This is a genomic window from Streptomyces africanus, from assembly GCF_030816955.1.
In the GTDB taxonomy this organism is placed as follows: domain Bacteria; phylum Actinomycetota; class Actinomycetes; order Streptomycetales; family Streptomycetaceae; genus Streptomyces; species Streptomyces africanus.
The window spans coordinates 5,228,333-5,248,994 of the sequence record NZ_JAUSYP010000001.1; the positions used below are offsets into that span (position 1 = coordinate 5,228,333).

22 protein-coding genes are annotated in these 20,662 nt (G+C 67.0%); 17 read left to right on the top strand and 5 right to left on the bottom strand.

What is annotated here, in order from left to right; genetic code table 11:
• Positions 1-6: 6 nt before the first annotated feature.
• The 6 genes from QF034_RS24355 (at position 7) to tuf (ending at position 9,272) form a co-directional block, all read left to right on the top strand.
• On the top strand, positions 7-3,906 hold the full coding sequence (locus QF034_RS24355) for a DNA-directed RNA polymerase subunit beta' (RefSeq protein ID WP_307176951.1): 3,900 nt from the start codon (positions 7-9) through the stop codon (positions 3,904-3,906).
• Between the two features lie 144 nt (positions 3,907-4,050).
• A complete protein-coding gene (locus QF034_RS24360; protein ID WP_307176952.1) occupies positions 4,051-4,572 on the top strand; it encodes a DUF1707 and DUF4190 domain-containing protein in 522 nt (173 codons plus the stop codon).
• Between the two features lie 339 nt (positions 4,573-4,911).
• A complete protein-coding gene (rpsL, locus tag QF034_RS24365; protein ID WP_003948652.1) occupies positions 4,912-5,283 on the top strand; it encodes a 30S ribosomal protein S12 in 372 nt (123 codons plus the stop codon).
• A gap of 2 nt (positions 5,284-5,285) precedes the next feature.
• Complete coding sequence (rpsG, locus tag QF034_RS24370; RefSeq protein ID WP_003998848.1) at positions 5,286-5,756, top strand: 30S ribosomal protein S7; 471 nt, start codon at positions 5,286-5,288, stop codon at positions 5,754-5,756.
• A gap of 39 nt (positions 5,757-5,795) precedes the next feature.
• Positions 5,796-7,922, top strand: a complete 2,127-nt coding sequence (gene fusA, locus QF034_RS24375; RefSeq protein ID WP_086559327.1) for an elongation factor G — start codon at positions 5,796-5,798, stop codon at positions 7,920-7,922.
• A gap of 156 nt (positions 7,923-8,078) precedes the next feature.
• Entirely contained in the window at positions 8,079-9,272 is a 1,194-nt protein-coding gene (gene tuf / locus QF034_RS24380; protein WP_020274921.1) for an elongation factor Tu, read from the top strand.
• A gap of 98 nt (positions 9,273-9,370) precedes the next feature.
• On the opposite strand, the gene QF034_RS24385 is transcribed toward tuf, so the two are convergent.
• The 3 genes from QF034_RS24385 to QF034_RS24395 all read right to left on the bottom strand — a co-directional run bounded on the left by QF034_RS24385 (position 9,371) and on the right by QF034_RS24395 (position 11,568).
• Positions 9,371-9,967 carry a Uma2 family endonuclease gene (locus tag QF034_RS24385; protein ID WP_307176953.1) on the bottom strand — a complete coding sequence of 199 codons (597 nt, stop codon included), beginning with the start codon at positions 9,965-9,967 and terminating at the stop codon, positions 9,371-9,373.
• Positions 9,968-10,016: 49 nt separating this feature from the next.
• Positions 10,017-10,871, bottom strand: a complete 855-nt coding sequence (locus QF034_RS24390; RefSeq protein WP_307176954.1) for a helix-turn-helix domain-containing protein — start codon at positions 10,869-10,871, stop codon at positions 10,017-10,019.
• A gap of 286 nt (positions 10,872-11,157) precedes the next feature.
• Positions 11,158-11,568, bottom strand: a complete 411-nt coding sequence (locus tag QF034_RS24395) for an ATP-binding protein (RefSeq protein ID WP_307176955.1) — start codon at positions 11,566-11,568, stop codon at positions 11,158-11,160.
• A 152-nt stretch (positions 11,569-11,720) separates the two neighbouring features.
• Here QF034_RS24395 and QF034_RS24400 point away from each other — a divergent pair, with 152 nt between their 5' ends.
• Together QF034_RS24400 and QF034_RS24405 are read left to right on the top strand one after the other, a co-directional pair.
• A complete protein-coding gene (locus QF034_RS24400) occupies positions 11,721-12,599 on the top strand; it encodes a helix-turn-helix domain-containing protein (RefSeq protein ID WP_307176956.1) in 879 nt (292 codons plus the stop codon).
• Positions 12,596-12,796: a DUF397 domain-containing protein gene (locus QF034_RS24405; RefSeq protein WP_307176957.1), complete on the top strand. Its 201-nt coding sequence runs from the start codon at positions 12,596-12,598 to the stop codon at positions 12,794-12,796. The genes QF034_RS24400 and QF034_RS24405 overlap by 4 nt, the downstream gene beginning before the upstream one ends.
• On the opposite strand, the gene QF034_RS24410 is transcribed toward QF034_RS24405, so the two are convergent.
• The gene (locus tag QF034_RS24410; RefSeq protein WP_307176958.1) at positions 12,793-14,172 is read right to left on the bottom strand and encodes a S41 family peptidase; all 1,380 of its coding nucleotides are present in this window, start codon (positions 14,170-14,172) and stop codon (positions 12,793-12,795) included. The two genes, QF034_RS24405 and QF034_RS24410, sit on opposite strands and share 4 nt — an antisense overlap.
• A 137-nt stretch (positions 14,173-14,309) precedes the next feature.
• Between QF034_RS24410 and QF034_RS24415 the strand changes: the two genes are divergently transcribed.
• From QF034_RS24415 to QF034_RS24440, 6 genes are all read left to right on the top strand, one after another.
• On the top strand, positions 14,310-14,825 hold the full coding sequence (locus QF034_RS24415; RefSeq protein WP_307176959.1) for a hypothetical protein: 516 nt from the start codon (positions 14,310-14,312) through the stop codon (positions 14,823-14,825).
• 64 nt (positions 14,826-14,889) lie between these two features.
• The gene (locus tag QF034_RS24420) at positions 14,890-15,537 is read left to right on the top strand and encodes a hypothetical protein (RefSeq protein WP_307176960.1); all 648 of its coding nucleotides are present in this window, start codon (positions 14,890-14,892) and stop codon (positions 15,535-15,537) included.
• A gap of 46 nt (positions 15,538-15,583) precedes the next feature.
• Positions 15,584-16,084 (top strand): hypothetical protein, encoded by a 501-nt coding sequence (locus tag QF034_RS24425; protein ID WP_307176961.1) that lies wholly within the window; start codon positions 15,584-15,586, stop codon positions 16,082-16,084.
• A 42-nt stretch (positions 16,085-16,126) separates the two neighbouring features.
• Positions 16,127-16,624: an immunity 26/phosphotriesterase HocA family protein gene (locus QF034_RS24430; RefSeq protein ID WP_307176962.1), complete on the top strand. Its 498-nt coding sequence runs from the start codon at positions 16,127-16,129 to the stop codon at positions 16,622-16,624.
• A 34-nt stretch (positions 16,625-16,658) separates the two neighbouring features.
• Entirely contained in the window at positions 16,659-17,093 is a 435-nt protein-coding gene (locus QF034_RS24435; RefSeq protein ID WP_307176963.1) for an SMI1/KNR4 family protein, read from the top strand.
• 11 nt (positions 17,094-17,104) lie between these two features.
• On the top strand, positions 17,105-17,578 hold the full coding sequence (locus QF034_RS24440; RefSeq protein ID WP_307176964.1) for a hypothetical protein: 474 nt from the start codon (positions 17,105-17,107) through the stop codon (positions 17,576-17,578).
• Positions 17,579-17,587: 9 nt separating this feature from the next.
• Here the strand turns inward: QF034_RS24440 and QF034_RS24445 are convergent, their stop codons facing one another.
• The gene (locus QF034_RS24445) at positions 17,588-18,175 is read right to left on the bottom strand and encodes a dihydrofolate reductase family protein (protein WP_307176965.1); all 588 of its coding nucleotides are present in this window, start codon (positions 18,173-18,175) and stop codon (positions 17,588-17,590) included.
• A gap of 70 nt (positions 18,176-18,245) precedes the next feature.
• On the opposite strand from QF034_RS24445, the gene QF034_RS24450 reads away from it, so the two are divergent.
• The 3 genes from QF034_RS24450 to QF034_RS24460 all read left to right on the top strand — a co-directional run bounded on the left by QF034_RS24450 (position 18,246) and on the right by QF034_RS24460 (position 20,661).
• Complete coding sequence (locus tag QF034_RS24450; protein WP_307176966.1) at positions 18,246-18,842, top strand: TetR/AcrR family transcriptional regulator; 597 nt, start codon at positions 18,246-18,248, stop codon at positions 18,840-18,842.
• Between the two features lie 85 nt (positions 18,843-18,927).
• A complete protein-coding gene (locus tag QF034_RS24455) occupies positions 18,928-19,674 on the top strand; it encodes a hypothetical protein (RefSeq protein ID WP_307176967.1) in 747 nt (248 codons plus the stop codon).
• 444 nt (positions 19,675-20,118) lie between these two features.
• Complete coding sequence (locus QF034_RS24460) at positions 20,119-20,661, top strand: barstar family protein (RefSeq protein WP_307176968.1); 543 nt, start codon at positions 20,119-20,121, stop codon at positions 20,659-20,661.
• Position 20,662 lies beyond the last annotated feature (1 nt).

The following is a 20,662-nucleotide window of genomic DNA, read 5'->3' on the forward strand; positions in this document are numbered from 1 at the left end:
CGCATAGTGCTCGACGTCAACTTCTTCGACGAGCTCCGGATCGGTCTGGCTACCGCTGACGACATCCGTCAGTGGAGCCACGGCGAGGTCAAGAAGCCCGAGACCATCAACTACCGCACGCTCAAGCCCGAAAAGGACGGACTCTTCTGCGAGAAGATCTTCGGTCCGACCCGGGACTGGGAGTGCTACTGCGGCAAGTACAAGCGTGTCCGCTTCAAGGGCATCATCTGTGAGCGCTGTGGCGTCGAGGTCACGCGCGCCAAGGTGCGCCGTGAGCGGATGGGCCACATCGAGCTCGCCGCGCCCGTGACGCACATCTGGTACTTCAAGGGCGTTCCGTCGCGGCTGGGTTACCTGCTCGACCTCGCTCCGAAGGACCTGGAGAAGGTCATCTACTTCGCGGCGTACATGATCACGTACGTCGACGAGGAGCGCCGTACGCGCGACCTGCCCTCGCTGGAGGCCCACGTCTCCGTCGAGCGTCAGCAGATCGAGCAGCGCCGCGACGCCGACCTGGAGGCCCGCGCCAAGAAGCTCGAGACCGACCTGGCCGAGCTGGAGGCCGAGGGCGCCAAGGCCGACGTGCGCCGCAAGGTGCGCGAGGGTGCCGAGCGTGAGATGAAGCAGCTGCGCGACCGTGCGCAGCGCGAGATCGACCGTCTCGACGAGGTGTGGAACCGCTTCAAGAACCTCAAGGTCCAGGACCTGGAGGGCGACGAGCTGCTCTACCGCGAGCTGCGCGACCGCTTCGGCACGTACTTCGACGGTTCGATGGGTGCGGCTGCCCTGCAGAAGCGCCTGGAGTCGTTCGACCTCGACGAGGAGGCCGAGCGCCTCCGCGAGATCATCCGTACCGGCAAGGGGCAGAAGAAGACCCGTGCGCTGAAGCGGCTGAAGGTCGTGTCTGCCTTCCTGCAGACCTCCAACAGCCCCAAGGGCATGGTCCTCGACTGCGTCCCGGTCATCCCGCCGGACCTTCGCCCGATGGTGCAGCTGGACGGTGGCCGCTTCGCGACCTCCGACCTGAACGACCTGTACCGCCGTGTGATCAACCGGAACAACCGCCTGAAGCGGCTTCTCGACCTCGGTGCGCCCGAGATCATCGTGAACAACGAGAAGCGCATGCTCCAGGAGGCCGTCGACGCGCTGTTCGACAACGGCCGTCGCGGTCGCCCGGTCACCGGTCCCGGTAACCGCCCGCTGAAGTCCCTCAGCGACATGCTGAAGGGTAAGCAGGGTCGCTTCCGTCAGAACCTGCTCGGTAAGCGTGTGGACTACTCCGCGCGTTCCGTGATCGTCGTCGGTCCGCAGCTGAAGCTGCACCAGTGCGGTCTGCCGAAGGCGATGGCGCTGGAGCTCTTCAAGCCGTTCGTGATGAAGCGCCTGGTCGACCTGAACCACGCGCAGAACATCAAGAGCGCCAAGCGCATGGTCGAGCGCGGCCGCACGGTCGTGTACGACGTGCTGGAAGAGGTCATCGCGGAGCACCCGGTCCTGCTGAACCGTGCGCCCACGCTGCACCGCCTCGGCATCCAGGCCTTCGAGCCGCAGCTGGTCGAGGGCAAGGCCATTCAGATCCACCCGCTCGTCTGCACCGCGTTCAACGCGGACTTCGACGGTGACCAGATGGCCGTGCACCTGCCGCTGTCCGCGGAGGCGCAGGCCGAGGCCCGCATCCTGATGCTGTCCTCGAACAACATCCTCAAGCCGGCCGACGGCCGTCCGGTGACGATGCCGACCCAGGACATGGTCCTCGGTCTGTTCTTCCTCACCACCGACGGCGAGATGCGCGACCTCAAGGGCGAGGGCCGTTCCTTCGCCTCGGTCGCCGAGGCGATCATGGCCTTCGACGCGGGCGAGCTGTCGCTCCAGTCGAGGATCGACGTCCGCTTCCCGGTCGGCACCATCCCGCCGCGCGGCTGGACCCCGCCGGCGCGGGAGGAGGGCGAGCCCGAGTGGCAGCAGGGTGACAGCTTCCGGCTGAACACCACCCTGGGCCGTGCGCTCTTCAACGAGCTGCTGCCCGAGGACTACCCGTTCGTCGACTACGAGGTCGGCAAGAAGCAGCTCTCCGAGATCGTCAACGACCTCGCCGAGCGCTACCCGAAGGTCATCGTGGCGGCGACGCTCGACAACCTGAAGGCGTCCGGCTTCTTCTGGGCGACCCGTTCCGGTGTCACCGTGGCCATCTCCGACGTCGTCGTTCCCGAGGCGAAGAAGGAGATCGTCAAGGGCTACGAGGCGCAGGACGAGAAGGTCCAGAAGCAGTACGAGCGTGGTCTGATCACCAAGGACGAGCGCACGCAGGAGCTCATCGCGATCTGGACCAAGGCGACCAACGAGGTCGCCGAGGCGATGAACGACAACTTCCCGAAGACCAACCCGATCTTCATGATGGTGAACTCGGGTGCACGAGGCAACATGATGCAGATGCGTCAGATCGCCGGTATGCGTGGTCTGGTGTCGAACGCGAAGAACGAGACGATCCCGCGTCCGATCAAGGCCTCCTTCCGTGAGGGCCTGTCCGTGCTGGAGTACTTCATCTCCACGCACGGTGCCCGTAAGGGTCTGGCGGACACCGCTCTGCGTACCGCCGACTCGGGTTACCTCACCCGTCGTCTGGTCGACGTCTCCCAGGACGTCATCATTCGCGAGGAGGACTGCGGCACCGAGCGCGGTCTGCGTCTGCAGATCGCGAGCCGGAACGCGGAGGGCACGCTGCTCAAGGCGGAGGACGTCGAGACGTCCGTGTACGCGCGCTGCCTCGCCGAGGACATCGTGGTCGACGGCAAGGTGCTGGCCCCGGCCGGTACCGACCTCGGCGACGTGCTCATCGACGAGCTGGTCAAGCACGGCGTGGAGGAGGTCAAGACCCGCTCGGTCCTGACCTGCGAGTCCGCCGTCGGCACCTGCGCGATGTGCTACGGCCGTTCGCTGGCCACCGGCAAGCTGGTCGACATCGGTGAGGCGGTCGGCATCATCGCCGCCCAGTCCATCGGTGAGCCCGGTACCCAGCTGACGATGCGTACCTTCCACACCGGTGGTGTGGCCGGTGACGACATCACCCAGGGTCTGCCGCGTGTCGTCGAGCTCTTCGAGGCCCGTACCCCGAAGGGTGTCGCCCCGATCTCCGAGGCCTCCGGCCGCATCCGGATCGAGGAGACCGAGAAGACCAAGAAGATCGTCGTCACCCCGGACGACGGCAGCGACGAGACGGCGTACCCGATCTCGAAGCGTGCCCGGCTCCTGGTCAGCGAGGGCGAGCACGTCGAGGTGGGCCAGAAGCTCACCGTGGGTGCCACCAACCCGCACGACGTGCTGCGCATCCTGGGCCAGCGTGCCGTCCAGGTCCACCTGGTCGGCGAGGTCCAGAAGGTCTACAACTCGCAGGGTGTGTCGATCCACGACAAGCACATCGAGATCATCATCCGGCAGATGCTGCGCCGCGTGACGATCATCGAGTCCGGCGACGCCGAGCTGCTGCCCGGCGAGCTGGTCGAGCGCTCGAAGTTCGAGCACGAGAACCGTCGTGTGGTCCAGGAGGGCGGTCACCCGGCCTCCGGTCGTCCGCAGCTCATGGGTATCACCAAGGCCTCGCTGGCCACGGAGTCCTGGCTGTCGGCGGCGTCCTTCCAGGAGACGACGCGAGTCCTCACGGACGCGGCGATCAACGCCAAGTCCGACTCGCTCATCGGCCTCAAGGAGAACGTCATCATCGGTAAGCTCATCCCGGCCGGTACGGGTCTGTCCCGCTACCGCAACATCCGGGTGGAGCCGACCGAGGAGGCCAAGGCCGCGATGTACTCGGCCGTCGGCTACGACGACATCGACTACTCGCCGTTCGGCACGGGCTCCGGCCAGGCCGTGCCGCTGGAGGACTACGACTACGGTCCGTACAACCAGTAAGCGAGTCGCTTGAGCCGAGGGCGGTCATCCTTTGGGGTGATCGCCCTTTGGCGTGTCAGCGACGCCCCGGCCGCGGACGCACCGGTGCCGGATGCGCCGCTTCGGCGCATCATGGAAGGACTCCGGCTTCCGGGGAGGTTCTTCGTGTCCCAGCCGCCCTATCCCTCCTGGCAACCCTGGCAGGGCCCTAGTGCCCCGTCCATGCTCGCCTCGCATGCCGACCGGGAGCGGGCCGTGGACGTGCTCAGAGCCGGGTACGGGGAGGGGCGGATGGAGCACGACGAGTTCGAGAAGCGGGTGGCGCGGGCGTACGCGGCGCGGACCGTGGGGGAGCTGGCGGTGCTCGTCGCGGATCTGCCGCAGGGGCCCCTGCCGCAGCCCGCCGGGGTCCTGCCGGTGCCGCGGACGTTCCTGCCCGTGCCGCGGCCGCAGACGAACGGGAAGGCGGTGGCGGCCGGCGTGTGCGGGCTGCTGTGCGTGCCGACCATGGGGCTGACCGGGATTCCGGCCGTGGTGCTGGGGCATGTGGCGCGGGCCGAGATCCGCAGCCGGGGGGAGCTGGGGGACGGGCTCGCCCTGACCGGTCTCGTGCTCGGATGGTTGTCCACGGCAGGCTGGGCACTCGTCCTGGTGTTGCTGACGGTGGTGTCCATCGCTGCCGGGTGACGCGCAGGCGGCACGAAATGTGGGTAAATCCGACAGGCCGGCATCGAAATGAAGATCGGGAACGGCCGCGGGGCTTGACATGTCCCGCGTGGTGATGCGGTCGGCACCCATTTGTTTTGACCGCAGCGAATGCGGTAGGTACGCTCAGACCTTGTGCCTGGGGTGTGCCCTGGCTCTCGTGCGTGCCATCACCCGCACTGCGAGCTGACACCGGCCACCGCAATCTGCGCTTAATTCTGCCTGGCGGCGGGAGTCCGCGGGATTCGACACACCCGACCGCGTGGGTCGGCGACGTTCCAGGTTAGCTTCACCATTCGGCACACAGAAACCGGAGAAGTAGTGCCTACGATCCAGCAGCTGGTCCGCAAGGGCCGGCAGGACAAGGTCGAGAAGAACAAGACGCCCGCACTCGAGGGTTCGCCCCAGCGTCGTGGCGTCTGCACGCGTGTGTTCACGACCACCCCGAAGAAGCCGAACTCGGCCCTGCGTAAGGTCGCGCGTGTGCGTCTGACCAGCGGGATCGAGGTCACCGCTTACATTCCGGGTGAGGGACACAACCTGCAGGAGCACTCCATCGTGCTCGTGCGCGGCGGCCGTGTGAAGGACCTGCCGGGTGTTCGCTACAAGATCATCCGCGGCTCGCTCGACACCCAGGGTGTCAAGAACCGCAAGCAGGCCCGCAGCCGCTACGGCGCCAAGAAGGAGAAGTAAGAATGCCTCGTAAGGGCCCCGCCCCGAAGCGCCCGGTCATCATCGACCCGGTCTACGGCTCTCCTCTGGTGACCTCCCTGATCAACAAGGTGCTGCTGAACGGCAAGCGCTCCACCGCCGAGCGCATCGTCTACGGTGCCATGGAGGGCCTGCGCGAGAAGACCGGCAACGACCCGGTCATCACGCTGAAGCGCGCTCTCGAGAACATCAAGCCGACCCTCGAGGTCAAGTCCCGCCGTGTCGGTGGTGCCACCTACCAGGTCCCGGTCGAGGTCAAGCCCGGCCGTGCCAACACCCTGGCGCTGCGCTGGCTCGTCGGTTACTCCCGCGCCCGTCGCGAGAAGACCATGACCGAGCGTCTGCTCAACGAGCTCCTCGATGCCAGCAACGGCCTGGGTGCCGCTGTGAAGAAGCGCGAGGACACGCACAAGATGGCCGAGTCCAACAAGGCCTTCGCGCACTACCGCTGGTAGTCGCAGACCCCATCGAGACCGAGAGAAGACTGAAGCCTTATGGCTACCACTTCGCTTGACCTGGCCAGGGTCCGCAACATCGGGATCATGGCCCACATCGACGCGGGCAAGACGACCACCACCGAGCGGATCCTGTTCTACACCGGCGTTTCGTACAAGATCGGTGAGGTCCACGACGGCGCCGCCACCATGGACTGGATGGAGCAGGAGCAGGAGCGTGGCATCACGATCACCTCTGCTGCCACCACCTGTCACTGGCCGCTCGAGGGCAACGACTACACCATCAACATCATCGACACCCCGGGTCACGTCGACTTCACCGTCGAGGTGGAGCGCTCCCTGCGCGTGCTCGACGGTGCCGTGACGGTGTTCGACGGTGTCGCCGGCGTTGAGCCCCAGTCCGAGACCGTGTGGCGTCAGGCGGACCGCTACGGCGTTCCGCGTATCTGCTTCGTCAACAAGCTCGACCGCACCGGCGCGGAGTTCCACCGCTGCGTCGACATGATCAGCGACCGCCTGGGCGCGCAGCCGCTGGTCATGCAGCTGCCGATCGGTGCCGAGGCGGACTTCAAGGGCGTCATCGACCTCGTGACGATGAAGGCCCTGGTCTGGTCGGCCGAGGCGACCAAGGGCGAGATGTACGACACCGTCGACATCCCGGACACCCACGTCGAGGCTGCCGAGGAGTACCGCGGCAAGCTGCTCGAGGCCGTCGCCGAGAACGACGACGAGCTGATGGAGCTGTACCTGGAGGGCACCGAGCCCACCGTGGAGCAGCTCTACGCCGCGATCCGTCGCATCACCATCGCGTCCGGCAAGGGCGGCGGCACCACCGTCACCCCCGTGTTCTGCGGTACCGCGTTCAAGAACAAGGGCGTTCAGCCCCTGCTCGACGCGGTCGTGCGCTACCTGCCCACCCCGCTCGACGTCGAGGCCATCGAGGGCCACGACGTCAAGGACCCGGAGCAGGTCATCGCGCGCAAGCCGTCGGACGAGGAGCCCCTCGCCGCGCTGGCGTTCAAGATCATGAGCGACCCGCACCTCGGCAAGCTCACCTTCGTCCGCGTGTACTCCGGCCGCCTGCACTCCGGCACCGCCGTGCTGAACTCGGTGAAGGGCCGCAAGGAGCGCATCGGCAAGATCTACCGCATGCACGCCAACAAGCGTGAGGAGATCGAGTCGGTGGGCGCCGGCGACATCGTCGCCGTCATGGGCCTGAAGCAGACCACCACCGGTGAGACGCTGGCGGACGAGAAGAACCCGGTGATCCTGGAGTCCATGGACTTCCCGGCGCCGGTCATCGAGGTCGCCATCGAGCCCAAGTCGAAGGGCGACCAGGAGAAGCTCGGCGTCGCGATCCAGCGCCTGGCCGAGGAGGACCCCTCCTTCCAGGTGCACACCAACGAGGAGACCGGCCAGACCGTCATCGGCGGTATGGGCGAGCTTCACCTCGAGGTGCTCGTCGACCGCATGAAGCGCGAGTTCAAGGTCGAGGCCAACGTCGGCAAGCCGCAGGTCGCGTACCGCGAGACGATCCGCAAGGCCGTCGAGAAGGTCGAGTTCACCCACAAGAAGCAGACGGGTGGTACCGGCCAGTTCGCTCGCGTGATCATCGCGATCGAGCCGATCGAGGGCGGCGACGCCTCGTACGAGTTCATCAACAAGGTGACCGGTGGCCGTGTGCCGAAGGAGTACATCCCTTCGGTGGACGCCGGTGCGCAGGAGGCCATGCAGTTCGGCATCCTCGCCGGTTACGAGATGACCGGTGTGCGCGTGACGCTGCTCGACGGTGCCTACCACGAGGTCGACTCCTCCGAGCTCGCGTTCAAGATCGCCGGTTCGCAGGCCTTCAAGGAGGCCGCGCGCAAGGCCAGCCCCGTACTGCTCGAGCCGATGATGGCCGTCGAGGTCACCACGCCCGAGGACTACATGGGTGAGGTCGTCGGTGACATCAACTCCCGCCGTGGCCAGATCCAGGCCATGGAGGAGCGGGCCGGTGCCCGCGTCGTGAAGGGCCTCGTGCCCCTTTCGGAGATGTTCGGCTACGTCGGCGACCTGCGCAGCAAGACGTCCGGCCGTGCCAGCTACTCCATGCAGTTCGACTCCTACGCCGAGGTTCCCCGGAACGTCGCCGAGGAGATCATCGCGAAGGCCAAGGGCGAGTAACGCACAGCGTCTGCACGCCGTAGGCTTGACTCCGGAGCCTTGAGGGGCATTCCGCCGCAATCATGGTGAGAGTGCCCCGGGGCCCGGGCTTTCCAGCAAAGATCACCTGGCGCCGATGAGTAAGGCGTACCAGAACCACTCCACAGGAGGACCCCAGTGGCGAAGGCGAAGTTCGAGCGGACTAAGCCGCACGTCAACATCGGCACCATCGGTCACATCGACCACGGTAAGACGACCCTCACGGCCGCCATTACCAAGGTGCTGCACGACGCGTACCCGGACCTGAACGAGGCCTCGGCCTTCGACCAGATCGACAAGGCTCCTGAGGAGCGCCAGCGCGGTATCACCATCTCCATCGCGCACGTCGAGTACCAGACCGAGACGCGTCACTACGCCCACGTCGACTGCCCCGGTCACGCGGACTACATCAAGAACATGATCACGGGTGCGGCGCAGATGGACGGCGCCATCCTCGTGGTCGCCGCCACCGACGGCCCGATGCCGCAGACCAAGGAGCACGTGCTCCTGGCCCGCCAGGTCGGCGTTCCGTACATCGTCGTCGCCCTGAACAAGGCCGACATGGTGGACGACGAGGAGATCCTGGAGCTCGTCGAGCTCGAGGTCCGTGAGCTCCTCACCGAGTACGAGTTCCCGGGCGACGACGTTCCCGTCGTCAAGGTCTCCGCTCTGAAGGCGCTCGAGGGCGACAAGGAGTGGGGCAACTCCGTCCTCGAGCTCATGAACGCCGTCGACACCGCCATTCCGGAGCCGGAGCGCGACGTCGACAAGCCGTTCCTCATGCCGATCGAGGACGTCTTCACGATCACCGGTCGCGGTACGGTCGTCACCGGCCGTATCGAGCGTGGTGTCCTGAAGGTCAACGAGACCGTTGACATCATCGGCATCAAGCAGGAGAAGACCACCACCACGGTCACCGGCATCGAGATGTTCCGGAAGCTCCTCGACGAGGGCCAGGCCGGTGAGAACGTCGGTCTGCTCCTCCGTGGCATCAAGCGCGAGGACGTCGAGCGCGGCCAGGTCATCATCAAGCCGGGCTCGGTCACCCCGCACACCGAGTTCGAGGCGCAGGCCTACATCCTGTCCAAGGACGAGGGTGGCCGCCACACGCCGTTCTTCAACAACTACCGCCCGCAGTTCTACTTCCGTACGACGGACGTGACCGGCGTGGTGACCCTCCCCGAGGGCACCGAGATGGTCATGCCGGGTGACAACACCGAGATGAAGGTGGAGCTCATCCAGCCCGTCGCCATGGAGGAGGGCCTGAAGTTCGCCATCCGTGAGGGTGGCCGGACCGTGGGCGCCGGCCAGGTCACCAAGATCAACAAGTGAGTCTTCGGACTGGCTTGAGGGTCTGCTGACCTGAGTGGCTCGGAGGGGCCCGTACGACTTCGGTCGTGCGGGCCCCTTTGCTGTGCCCGGGTGCCGGATTACTCCTGTGGGTAGAGGGGCAGGCCGTCCGTCGCGATCGTCCAGTCGGCGATGGTCACGTCCTCGCCGTAGACGAAGTCCTTGCGGGTGGCGTACCTAGGGCCGTCAGGGGTGCTGTGGATGTCGGTGAGGACGGTGCCCGTGCCGGTGCGGGGGTCGAAGAGGGCGTAGACGGGGATGCCGATGAGGGGGTAGTCGCGCATCTTGGCCACCCAGTCGTTGTCCGGGTTGGAGCGGGAGACGACCTCGATGGCGGCGACCAGTGTGCGGGGGTCGAAGGAGCCCGGGACGTCCATGTCCTCCAGAGCGATCACCATCACGTCGGGGCGACGCATGATGCCCTCGGACTCGTCCTCCACATCGGGTTCGCCCGTGTGGGCCACGATCTCCTCCGGCATCACCTTTTCCAGGCGTCTCCGCAGGTGCAGGGTGGTCAGCTCGTGCGGACCCACGGGCGCCATCATGTCGTGGACGATTCCTTCCTTGCTGACCTCGAACTTGCCAGGCAGGGAGTCGTCCATGGACTGAACGAAGTCCCGCATGGCCCGATACCGGTGGGAGGCGCCCTGCTGCTCGTTCTCCGAGGCGGTGGTCATGGCGCTCGCTCCTCGTCTGTGCCCAGGGGCAAGGATCGTCGCTCTCATGCTAGGCGGCCTCCAGGAGACTGGATCGGCAATCGCGGCAGTGGCCGGGCTCGGGGGCGCGGAAGGCGCGGTCGCAGCCGTCGCAGGTCTGGAGCGGGTGACGGGCGGCCGGCGGGGGTGCGGATGCGCGGAACGGGGGCGGGGGTGGAAGTTGGGCTGTGAGGCGGTGTGCCAGGAGGGCGGCCGGGCGGTGGAGGGCCTCGGATGGGAGGTCGGTCGTCAGGGCGTGGCGTACGGCGGTGGGGGAGACGTCGCGTTCCAGCCAGGCGGCGACGCCGAGGGCGAGGTGGGCGACGTCGCGGGTGGAGAGGAGGAGGCGGGTGTCCTCGCGGTGGAGGCCTGTGAGGAGGTCCGTGGCCTGTTGGAGGAGGGCGGGTGCGGGGTAGGCCGGGTGCGGCACGGCCGGGAGGAGCTTGCTGCCGGGCGGCCTCCTCCGCTTCCTCGGGGCTGGTCGAGGGGCGTCCGTACGGCTGTGACCTGGCTGGTTGCAGGAGATCGTGCGGGTGATGATCCGGCCCCCGGGGACGCGTTCGCGCACGCGCCGTAGGTAGCCGTGGGCTTCCAGCTCGCGCAGGGCGGCGGCGATCCGGGTCGTGCCCTCCGGGAAGCGGGCGGCGAGGGTCTTGATGTCGACTCGGGCGCCCGCTGGGAGCGACTGGATGTGCGTGCCGAGCCCGATCGCGAGCAGTGACAGCTCCGGGTGCTGGGCGAGATGGTTGCCGATCACCGTGAAGCGGGCGGTGTGGCGGGTGTTGTCGTGAACCAGGCCGGCGTGGGGGTGCCGCCGGTTCGGGTGCTTCTTCCCCGTTACGGGGGTGTGGGCGTGCGAGGGCACGTTAGGGTTCTGCGTATCCATCAGGAAGTTGGAGCCTTCCTCGGTGGTCAGGCCCTCGCACTGGGATTGCCGTCCCGGCGAGGGCCGTCGCATGTCTGCGGTTGGTTGCGCTGAGCGTAGGGCAGGCAAGGGCTCCCGGATCCAGCTGAGTTGGCGATGTTCACTCGCGTGAGTGAGTGAGCGAGCGAGTGAGGCGGCGGCCTGGGCGGGAGGGGTGGGGCTTGGTGAGGTTCTTTCCTCCTCGTGGTCCTTGAGGGAGACGGCCTGCGGCACCGGAGCGCGAGGTGTGGGGACCCGGTGCTTCAGCTCAGAGGGTGAGTTCGGCCCAGACGGTCTTGCGGGGCGGCAGGCCCGGGGTGACGCCCCAGCGATCGGCGAGTGCGTCGACGAGGAGCAGGCCGCGGCCGGACTCGGACTCCGGAGCGGGGAGGCGGGGTGTCGGCAGCCGGTCGTCGCGGGTGTCCGTGACCTCGATGCGGAGGGTGTCGGCCACGACGTAGAGGAGCAGGCGGAAGTCGCGGCCGGGGATACGGGCGTGTGCCGCCGCGTTGGCCGACAGCTCTGCGATGACCTGCCTCGCCGGGTCCAACGGCAGTCCCCAGGAGCGCAGTTGTTCGGTGGCCAGGAGACGGGCCAGGCGGGCGCCGCGGGGGGTGGGAGACAGCTGGACGCTGAAGTTGCGGACAGGGGTGGTGAGTTCAGGGGGTTGTTGCTTCACGTCACTCAGAGTGGCTGTCCGTGCTTACAGTGAACAGTGACTCAGCGGGTGCGTACGGTAACTGTCCGGAGGCTGTCCGGTCGTGTCCGGGCTGTCGGGGCCGGGCGTACGGGTAGGGCGCTGGGCACGGTCGTACGACGGAAGGGTGCGGGATGACGGCGGTCGAGGCGGACGCGGGTCGGCTCAAGGGCGAGGCGGACGAGCCGGGTTGGGAGGTGGATCCGGACGACGAGTGGGGTGTCGCCGTCATCGCGACCGTCGGACGGCAGCTGAAGCTGCGGCGGGAGGCGGTGGGGATGCGGGCCGCCGAGTTCGGGACGGCGGTCGGGTACGGCGAGGACATGGTCTACAAGATCGAGGGCGGGAAGCGGATTCCCCGGCAGGACTATCTCGTCAGGGCGGACGAGGTGTTGGGGGCGGGTGGGCTGATTGCGGCGACGTGGGAGGACGTGAAGAGGGTTCGGTATCCCAAGAAGGTGCGGGAGCTGGCCAAGTTGGAGGGGCAGGCGGTTGAGATCGGGGTGTACGAAAGCATCAGCATCAACGGCCTGTTGCAGACCCCGGATCACGCGCGAGCCCTGTTCGAGTCCTGGCAGCCTGCGTACTCGCCGGACGAGGTGGAGCGTCTGGTGGCTGCGCGCACGGCCCGGCAGTCCGTGTTCGAGCGGTCGCCGGCGCCGTCGCTCAGCTTCGTCCAGGAGGAGGCGACGCTGCGGCGCCCGGTTGGGGGCACAATGGTCTGGCGTCAGCAGCTTGAGCACCTGCTGGAGGTGGGGCGGTTGCGAAACGTCAGGCTTCAGGTGATGCCGACGAGCAGCGAGGCCCACCAAGGTCTGAACGGGGGGATCGAGGTGCTGAAGTTCGGGGAGGGTACTGCGGTGGGCCGGTCCGACGGCGCCTTCAACGGGCGACCGACCACTGATCCGAAGCAGATCCGGATCCTCGAACTGCGGTATGGCACCATCCGAGCTCAGGCCCTTCCACCACGGGAGTCGCTGGCCTTCATTGAGCAACTGCTGGGAGAGACATGATCCGCAAGCCCTCGATCGGGGCCGCCTCCGAACTGGCGTGGTTCAAGAGCAGCTACAGCAGTGGCCCTGACGGCGACTCATGCGTCGAGATCGCGACCACTCCGGAGGTGATCCACGTCCGCGACTCAAAGCAGGCCGCCGGCCCCCGGCTCGCCCTCGCGCCGGAGGCCTGGTCGGACTTCGTGGCGTCCGTCTAGCCGTCGTTCCGCAGGACGCTCACCGCGCGGTCGAACGCGGAGTCGCGCTTCTTGGCGAACTCCTCCTTGGTGAAGACGGGTTCGGTGAGGTGGGGCGGGATGCCCGTGCCGTCGTACGTGTGGCCGGAGCGGTTGAGGAACTCCTCGTTCGGGAGGATGGCGGTCATGCCGCCCGGCAGGTGGCGCTCCATGACGTCGGAGAAGACGCCCTGCGTGGGCTGACCGACGCGGATCGTGCCGCCGGGGCGGTTGATGAGGGCCTGGGTGAAGGTCTCGCCCGCGCTGACGGTGGAGCCTCCGGTGAGTACGGCGATGGGGCCGGTGTAGCGGGGCCCGTCGGCCGGAACGACCCGGATGGGCTCGGGGCGGGTGTGCCGGCCAGGGTCGGTGGGGTGGTTGCGGGTGCGCTTGGCGTAGGCGACGTAGGGCTGGTCCGTGAGGCGCTCGGCGATGTGGATGCCGAGGGCGTCGGAGCCGCCGCCGTTGACGCGCAGGTCGATGATCAGGCCCTTGAGGCGCTGGGTGCGGTTCTTGGTGAGGATCGTGTCGAGGACCTTGTCAAGTTCGGCGAGGTGGGCGGCGTACGGGGCGTCCTCGGGGGTGTAGCCGCCGAAGCCGGAGATGCGGAGGTAGCCCTGGTCGGTGCCGCCGGGCAGGTCGGCGTAGGTGATCCGGCCGTTGGCGAAGTCCTGGCGGTACGGGGCGCCCTTGAGGTCCCGTTCGCCGATGAACTTCTTGACCTTGGTGTCCAGCTCCTGCGTGGGCATGTCGGTGCCGGGGCGGCCCTGGGCGAAGACCCGGTCTCCGTCCCGGACGGCGACGTGGGCGTCGTAGAGGGGGCGGACCATGTCGCTGAAGAGGGCGAAGAGTTCGCTGCGGGTGGTGTCGTCGTCGACCTTCGGGCGGTAGCGGTCCCGTACGGCCTGCCAGTCGATGTCCTTCGCCGCGAAGAAGGGGTAGTTCTCGGCGAAGGAGTGCCAGAAGACGTCGAAGGCGGTGCGGGGGTCCTTGGGTGTGGGGCGGGTGCAGTCGGCGGGGAGGGCGTGGATCCGCCGCAGGGTGCGGTGGCCGACGGAGCTGTCCGCGCCGAGGGAGGCACGGTTCTTGTTCGGTCCGGGGCGGACGGTGAGCACGGTGCCGTAGGCGGTCGTGTACGTGCCCGGGCCGGTGCGCCGGGCGGTGTCGCCCTTGAGGCAGCTGACCGATGTCGTCTGGAACTCCTGGAAGGTGTCGCCGTCCAGGGAGAGGACGGTGCCGTAGCCGTCCATGCGCCAGAGGCCCTCGGTACTCGGCTTGCCGGGCGTGGCGACGGCGGGTGCGGCCGCTGCTGCTGCGGCGAGGGACAGGGCGAGGGCGGTGGCTGTGACGGTACGCATGATGGGTCCCCGTTTTCGTGGTCGTGGGTCACTACGGTGACCGGGGGAGTGGGGGGCCGGCCATCCGGTGGGCTGGTGGACGGGGGTGGGGGCAGCCCCCCGACCAGTTCGCCACTGCCGGGCCGTAACACTGGGGCATGACTTCAGAACCGGTTCACGAAGACCTCGACCTGGACGCGATCGAGGAACTGTGTACGGCCGCGACCCCGGACCCGGTATTCGCCGCCAGGGCCAGGGAAGCGGTGCCGCGACTGGTGGCGGAGGTCAGGCGCCTGCGCTGGCTCGTCGAGTACGGGGCGTGTCCCACGGCCGGCACGACGGGCACGGAGTTCGTGCTTCCGCTCGACGAGGAGATGCTCGCGTACTTCCGCGAGATGGCGGACGTGCTGGTGGAGCGGGTCGGTATCTCCCGGGCGGAGGCGGTCGCGAGGATCAACGCGATGTACGGGACGCGGGAGTCGGCCGCCTGGGGTGTGGAGTTGATGGGCCACGAGCTGCCGGAGTACTGGGCGTACGGGACGTACTACAGCCCGGATCACCGACACCGCCTTCCGGTCGGAGACCCACTCGCCGACGTGGACATCGACTTCAGCACGCTCCCCGTGCGACCGGCGCCGCCGAAGGACTCACCGTTCTGGACGCTGGAGGAGTAATGGCACGATGAGCGCACGAGTGATCGAGTGATCGTGTGATCGAGCGAACGGGGAGGCCGACGTCATGGCCCGCTACATGGAGGCACTGACCGTCGAGAGGGGCGGGTTCCGGATCAAGGTGCCGGAGTCGTGGTGGGAGTTCGACGTACGGCCGGAGTCGCGGGACGACTCGATCCGGCGGATGGTGAACGAACGGGTGCGGCAGCGGCCGGAGTTGGAGCAGTACCGGGACACGTACGTCGACTTCCTGAAGAAGGCGGCTGCGGACGCTTGGAAGTCGGGCGCGATGTACTGCGGCTGCATGGCGGAGAGCTTCGGCGGGGACACGCCGATCACCGGCTCGGTGACCGTCTCCCTGGTCGGCGGCCGCAACGAGCGCGGTGAGCCGTTGTCGAACGACCCGGCCGTCATCGCGAGCCAGCTCGCCGTCAAGGAGGCCAAGCGGGAGGGCGACTCCTGGCGGAAGGTGACGACCGTCGACATCCCCGGAGTCGGCCCGGCCGCGCGGACGTTCGGTATCGAGGACATCGCCGTTCCCGGCGACGCGCTCAACCGCACGATCCGCGCTGTGCTGATGCAGACATACATCCCCGTGCCGGGCCAGGAGGGCAAGGTGGCCCTGGTGGCGGGCAGCAGCCAGGTCCTCGACCTCGCGGACTCCTTCTTCGACATCTTCGACGCGATCACGTCGACGTTCCGGTTCACGAGCTGACCTCCCTCTTCAGGAGGACGGCCGGGACAGCAGGAGAGCCGCCACAGTGCGCCTGGTGATCACCTCGCAGAAGACCGACACGCTGGACAGGTGGCAGCGCGTCTTCGAAGACTGCGGAGACGTCATCTGCCAGCGAGGGCTGAGGGCCGAGGCTCCGGTCGACGCGGTACTCATGGCCGGAATCTTCGCCCTCGAACGGTACGGCGGACGCCCCGGCGTCCAAGAGGCCCAGATCCTGGAGAACCGGCGGGGCGACGGCTGGCACAACCTCGTCATCGTGCCACCCGGCAGACCCATGACCAGGGACGCTCAGGGACACTGGAAAGTCCAGGCCGCATACGCGCACATTCAACCCGCCTATTTCGCGGCATCGCGCTCTTTTCGCGCAGTCGAGGAGTGGAATGCTCGCCACGTCGAGCGGCAGATCTCCGCGGTCGAGATCAACCTTCCCCTGATGGACATGGACAATCCGGTGGACGACTCAAGCCCGCAGTCCTTCAAGAAAGCGTTCAAGGCATATCGTGAGGGGCGCCTGGGTGACGGGTGAGCGCTTCGGCGGTGTACGTCGGCCCAGAAAGGGGACGGGCACATGCCGCTGATCAGGATGAAGGGCCAGCGCTGTCAGCACCAGCCGGGTGACATCTTCGTGCTGCAGCCGGAGGGGCGCGGGGTGCGTTTTGGTCGAATCGTGAAGACTGGGCAGAGTGGACCGGAGGGCCGGTTTCCCGGAGGGCTCCTCGCCTACGTGTATGACGTCCCTGCCAAGGCCGAGAAGCCGGACCCGCCGATGCTGACGCTGACACCAGACCGGTTGCTGATGCCGCCGTTCTTCACGGCGCCCTGGCCCTGGACCAAGGGTTACTTCAGGACTGTTGAGCACGAAGAGCTCAAGCCGGCCGACCTGCTGGCTCAGCACTGTTTCTTCGACCCCGCCCGCAGTGCCTACGTCGACGAGAACGACAAGGTGATCGCTGGCCGAACCGAACCCTGCGGTATGTTCGCCCTGGCCAATTTCGCCCTGCTCGAGAATCAGGTGGACGACGCCTTAGCCGGTCGGCTCGTACCGGCGCTATCACCGGAGGCATAGCAACCGACGCTGACGGCACCGAATCGGAGTAGATGTGATCTGGCCCGAGCTCGCCGAAGCGTTCCCCTCGGCGGAACTCCGTGACCCCGTAGATCCCGGCACCCTCGACCGCATCGAATCGGTCCTTGGTCAGCGGCTCCCGGATGACCTCCGCTCCTTTCTTCTGGGGAGCGATGGGCTGGCCGATGAATACGGCACCGACGTCATCTGGTCGGCCGAGCGGATCCTCGGCGACAATCTCTCCTTTCGCAGCGACGAAGAGTACGAGTCCCTGTACATGGAGTTCGATTCGCTCATGTTCTTCGGAGACAACGGCGGGGGAGACCAGTTCGCCTTCGTCCGGCGACCCGAGCGCCACGAGGTGTTCGTCTGGGACCATGAGACGGACAGCAGAATCCTCGTGGCACCGGGCCTGGAGGGCTACGTGCGCAGCGCGTTGGAGAGCGACGGCGAGGATTGGTATCGGTAGGGATACGGCTCATGGCGTCGGATCGTGACTGGGAGAGCGGCAAGGGCCTGCTGGGCATCGACGACCCCGCCGAGTGGGATGCCGCGTGGGAGCGCGGGGAGAGCCATCTCGGTACAGCGGCGATCGGGTTGGCGCTCCAGTGTTCGCTGGAGGAGGCCTCGCCTCGGATCGTGAGGGCGACGCAGTTGCCGCACCCTGATCAGCGGGGGTACGCGTTCACCGCGGCGGGTACCGCAGCGCGGCTGAACCGGGAGCTGACGCCGGAGTTGTACGCGGTGCTGCGCGTGGAGGGGCCCAAGGGCCTGGCCGAGGACGCCATCAACGACACGCTGACGTTCGTGCCGTTCCGCAAGCTGCCGCCGTGGTTCAAGTGGCGGTGGGTGCATGCGACGGTGCGGAACAAGGTGGAGGGCTGGTGGCTGCGGTTCGCGGACGCCGTCGGGGAGGCGTGGCGGGCTGGGCGCGGGCGTCGTTCCCGACACTGATCCTTTTCCCTACCGCCGCGTGAACCAGGTCGCCGTGACGTCATTGGCGAACGACCGGCGTTCCGTCACGGTGAAGAGCGTGGGGTCGAACGCCCCGTCGAACGCCGGGATACCGGCCCCGGCCACCACCGGATAGCTCTTGATGACCAGTCTGTCGATCTCAGGCAACAGAGACCCCGCGAGCCGACCGCCTCCGCACAGCCAGATGTCCTTCCCTTCTTCCGCCTTGAGCTTGCGGACGAGGTCGAGCGGGCTGTCGTCGACCACGGTCACCTCCGGGTCGGGGCCGGCCCCGAGCGTGCTCGACACCACGTACTGACGCAGGTGGGCGTACGGGCTGGTGATGCCCGCGTCCAGCACGGCGCGGTAGGTGCCCAGCCCCATCAGCACGGTGTCGAAGTGGAGGTTGGGCGCATCGGCTAAGCCGTGCGCGGCGCGCAGCGCGGTGGGGACAGTCTCGGGATAGCGCTCATTCATCCAGGCGCTGTAGGCGGCTGCCTGCTCATCGTCGCCTGCCGGGTAGAAGTCGAACTCTCCGCCGGGGTCGGCGATCCGGCCGTCGAGGGAGACGGCGACGTAATAGACGAGCTCTCGCATCGATGCAACTCCATTCGTAGTACTCTGCTCAGAGTGCTTTGAACGTAGTACTACAGCTGGAGTGGTGTCAATGGTGCGCAGGAATGACGAACGAAGGGCGACCCTCGTGGACGGCGCCATCGAGGTCCTGGCCAGGGAAGGCGCGCGCGGTCTGACGTTCCGGGCGGTGGATGCCGAGGCCGGTGTGCCCGCCGGTACGGCCTCCAACTACTTCGCCAACCGCGACGACCTGCTCACCCAGGCCGGCGCCCGTGTCTACGAGCGGCTTCAGCCCGACGAGGCGACCATCGCCCGGCAGCGGGCGAGCACGCGGGCGGGGGACCGGGAGACCTACGCGGCCCTGATGCGCGAACTCGTCGCCCGGATCAGCGACTTCCGGACGGGCTACCTCGCACTGCTCGAAATGCGCCTGGAGGCCACCCGGCGGCCACAGCTCCGGGCGGTTCTGACCGAACAGGTGCGTGCCGACCTCGGGGCCAATGTGGCCTACCACGAGGAATCCGGCCTGCCCGGGGACGCCACCGCCGTCCAGTTGCTGTACCTCACGCTCAACTGGCTGATCGTCGAGCAGCTCACGCTCCCGGACGTGCTCTCGGAGGCCGAGCGCGAACGACTTGTGACGGTCGCGGTCGAACGTCTGACGACGGGCCTTCCCGGCGCAGGCTGAGTGCCGCACGAACGAGGGAGGCCGCACCCCGAGAGGAAGGACCATGCCGCCGGCGGCCAGAATCGGGCCGTAGCGAGGAGGAACTATGCGCGTCGGTACTGGAGCTGTCCGCCTTGCCCCAGGCGGCGGTATCACCGGCACTCCGCGATTCGTCGTCTCGGGGTCCCTGGTTGTCGCGGGACCGTACACGAGCGGCGAGGAGCACGAGATGCACCTGCTCGCTACCCGGGGAGCGGGAAACTGGCAGGACTCCGCGGAGGACGAGTTCCGCTTCGACGCAGCCGAGGGCTTGCTCAAGAGCCTGCACTTGCAGGTTCCGTCAGGGACGAGGACAGTCGGTGAGGACTGCGAGGGCTGGTCGCTCGTTCCTTACGAGGTGACAGGGATGGAGCTGATTCAGGAGCAAGGATTCTCCGTCCCGCCCTGCACCACGAGCTTGATCACATCCACCGGCGACAAACTGCTGTGCACGACCGGTCGTTCGCCTTCTCCGGTCGCTGGTAGTAGGCGTCTTCGGGTCTGCCCCGACCTCGACCTGCTCTTTTCTCCGTCCAGTTACGTGGGGTGGATTCTCAGCAACGCTGCGACGCACATGAGCTCCGGGTGGGGGATGAGAGAGCCGAACGGCCCGGACGCCGAACTGGCTGTCTTCCTCGTGGAATACATGACTCTCGGTGGCGGATCCGTGGGTGACGCACTGGAGGACGGCGACACGGTTACTGCCGATGCGCTGCGAGCGCTCATGGAGCGCATCCGAGTGGACCGTGGCGCTGTCGAGGGGCGTTTGACCCTGAGAAGCTGCATCGCCGAGATTCTGGACTGGTACTCCTGATTTCACCTGGCTCCGCTGCATGCATGTGGCGCGCTCGGGTGGTGTGTGAGTGAGTGCTGATCAGGCGCGTGGCTGGTCCCCGCAGACCGATGAACTGCTGCGACGCGCGGACTGGCGGCCCGGTCGCACGTTCTGGCTGCGGCGTCGCCGAGCAACCCCGGGGTGATGCGCGGCGTCGCGCACAGGCACTGTTCGCGATGTGGAAGCTCACGTTTACCTCGAATGGTTGTGCCCTGTAAGTTCACGTGTGCCTACGGTTGTTGACGTTGGTGTGCGTCAACGCCAAGGTCGACCTTCCGCAGTGCAGCGCTCCGTGATGTGGAAAGGAGATCAGAGGTCCTGAACGGCTCCTGACTCCGAAAGACGGACCTGTCCCCGCGTACTGCACGCCGGACCACTACGGAACCTTTTACTAAGTTGGTGAATTCACAGGGTGATCCAGTAATGACAGGTTTTGACCTCACGGGGACCTCGGAGCCTTGGGTGGTCTTCGTGCCGGGCGGAGAGGCCGGGATCCGGCAGCAGCTGTCGCGGCTGGAAGCGAAGGGAGGACGCGTCCACCGCTTCGACTCCCGTGACCTGATGACCGAGGACGGGATCTACCGTTCGTTCGCTGAGGTTCTGCGATTCCCCGGGTACTTCGGCAGGAACTGGGACGCCTTGGTGGACTGCCTGGACGATCTGTGCGCTGAGGTGACCGGTGGAGTCGGGATCGTAGGGCTAATTAGCGACGCGGATCGACTCCTGGAAGCGGAACACTTCCCCCTCTTCGTGTCGGTCCTCTGTCAGGGGGCCCACCGTGCGAACTCGTCGGTCGATCTTGATGGCTTCCCCCTGGACCGGCCAGCGATCGTCGAACGCTTCGTTTTCGAGTTCCACGAATTCGATCACGAGAAGGTGGCGCGGCAGATTGATCAAAACGACCTGACTGTCACCACCGGGGAAACGTTCGTCGCTGCCGGGCTCAATCCTGAGAAATGGCGTTGAC

Bases quoted from the DNA above. Each gene is read 5' to 3' on its own strand.
- QF034_RS24415 (WP_307176959.1), top strand. From the start codon at position 14,310: ATGACTTCAGAACCGGTTCACGAAGACCTCGACCTGGACGCGATCGAG.
- QF034_RS24430 (WP_307176962.1), top strand. From the start codon at position 16,127: ATGCCGCTGATCAGGATGAAGGGCCAGCGCTGTCAGCACCAGCCGGGT.
- QF034_RS24445 (WP_307176965.1), bottom strand. From the start codon at position 18,175: ATGCGAGAGCTCGTCTATTACGTCGCCGTCTCCCTCGACGGCCGGATC.
- QF034_RS24390 (WP_307176954.1), bottom strand. From the start codon at position 10,871: ATGGATACGCAGAACCCTAACGTGCCCTCGCACGCCCACACCCCCGTA.
- QF034_RS24440 (WP_307176964.1), top strand. From the start codon at position 17,105: ATGGCGTCGGATCGTGACTGGGAGAGCGGCAAGGGCCTGCTGGGCATC.
- QF034_RS24420 (WP_307176960.1), top strand. From the start codon at position 14,890: ATGGCCCGCTACATGGAGGCACTGACCGTCGAGAGGGGCGGGTTCCGG.
- QF034_RS24460 (WP_307176968.1), top strand. From the start codon at position 20,119: ATGACAGGTTTTGACCTCACGGGGACCTCGGAGCCTTGGGTGGTCTTC.
- fusA (WP_086559327.1), top strand. From the start codon at position 5,796: ATGGCTACCACTTCGCTTGACCTGGCCAGGGTCCGCAACATCGGGATC.
- QF034_RS24450 (WP_307176966.1), top strand. From the start codon at position 18,246: ATGGTGCGCAGGAATGACGAACGAAGGGCGACCCTCGTGGACGGCGCC.
- rpsG (WP_003998848.1), top strand. From the start codon at position 5,286: ATGCCTCGTAAGGGCCCCGCCCCGAAGCGCCCGGTCATCATCGACCCG.
- QF034_RS24400 (WP_307176956.1), top strand. From the start codon at position 11,721: ATGACGGCGGTCGAGGCGGACGCGGGTCGGCTCAAGGGCGAGGCGGAC.
- QF034_RS24385 (WP_307176953.1), bottom strand. From the start codon at position 9,967: ATGACCACCGCCTCGGAGAACGAGCAGCAGGGCGCCTCCCACCGGTAT.
- QF034_RS24455 (WP_307176967.1), top strand. From the start codon at position 18,928: ATGCGCGTCGGTACTGGAGCTGTCCGCCTTGCCCCAGGCGGCGGTATC.
- QF034_RS24410 (WP_307176958.1), bottom strand. From the start codon at position 14,172: ATGCGTACCGTCACAGCCACCGCCCTCGCCCTGTCCCTCGCCGCAGCA.
- QF034_RS24405 (WP_307176957.1), top strand. From the start codon at position 12,596: ATGATCCGCAAGCCCTCGATCGGGGCCGCCTCCGAACTGGCGTGGTTC.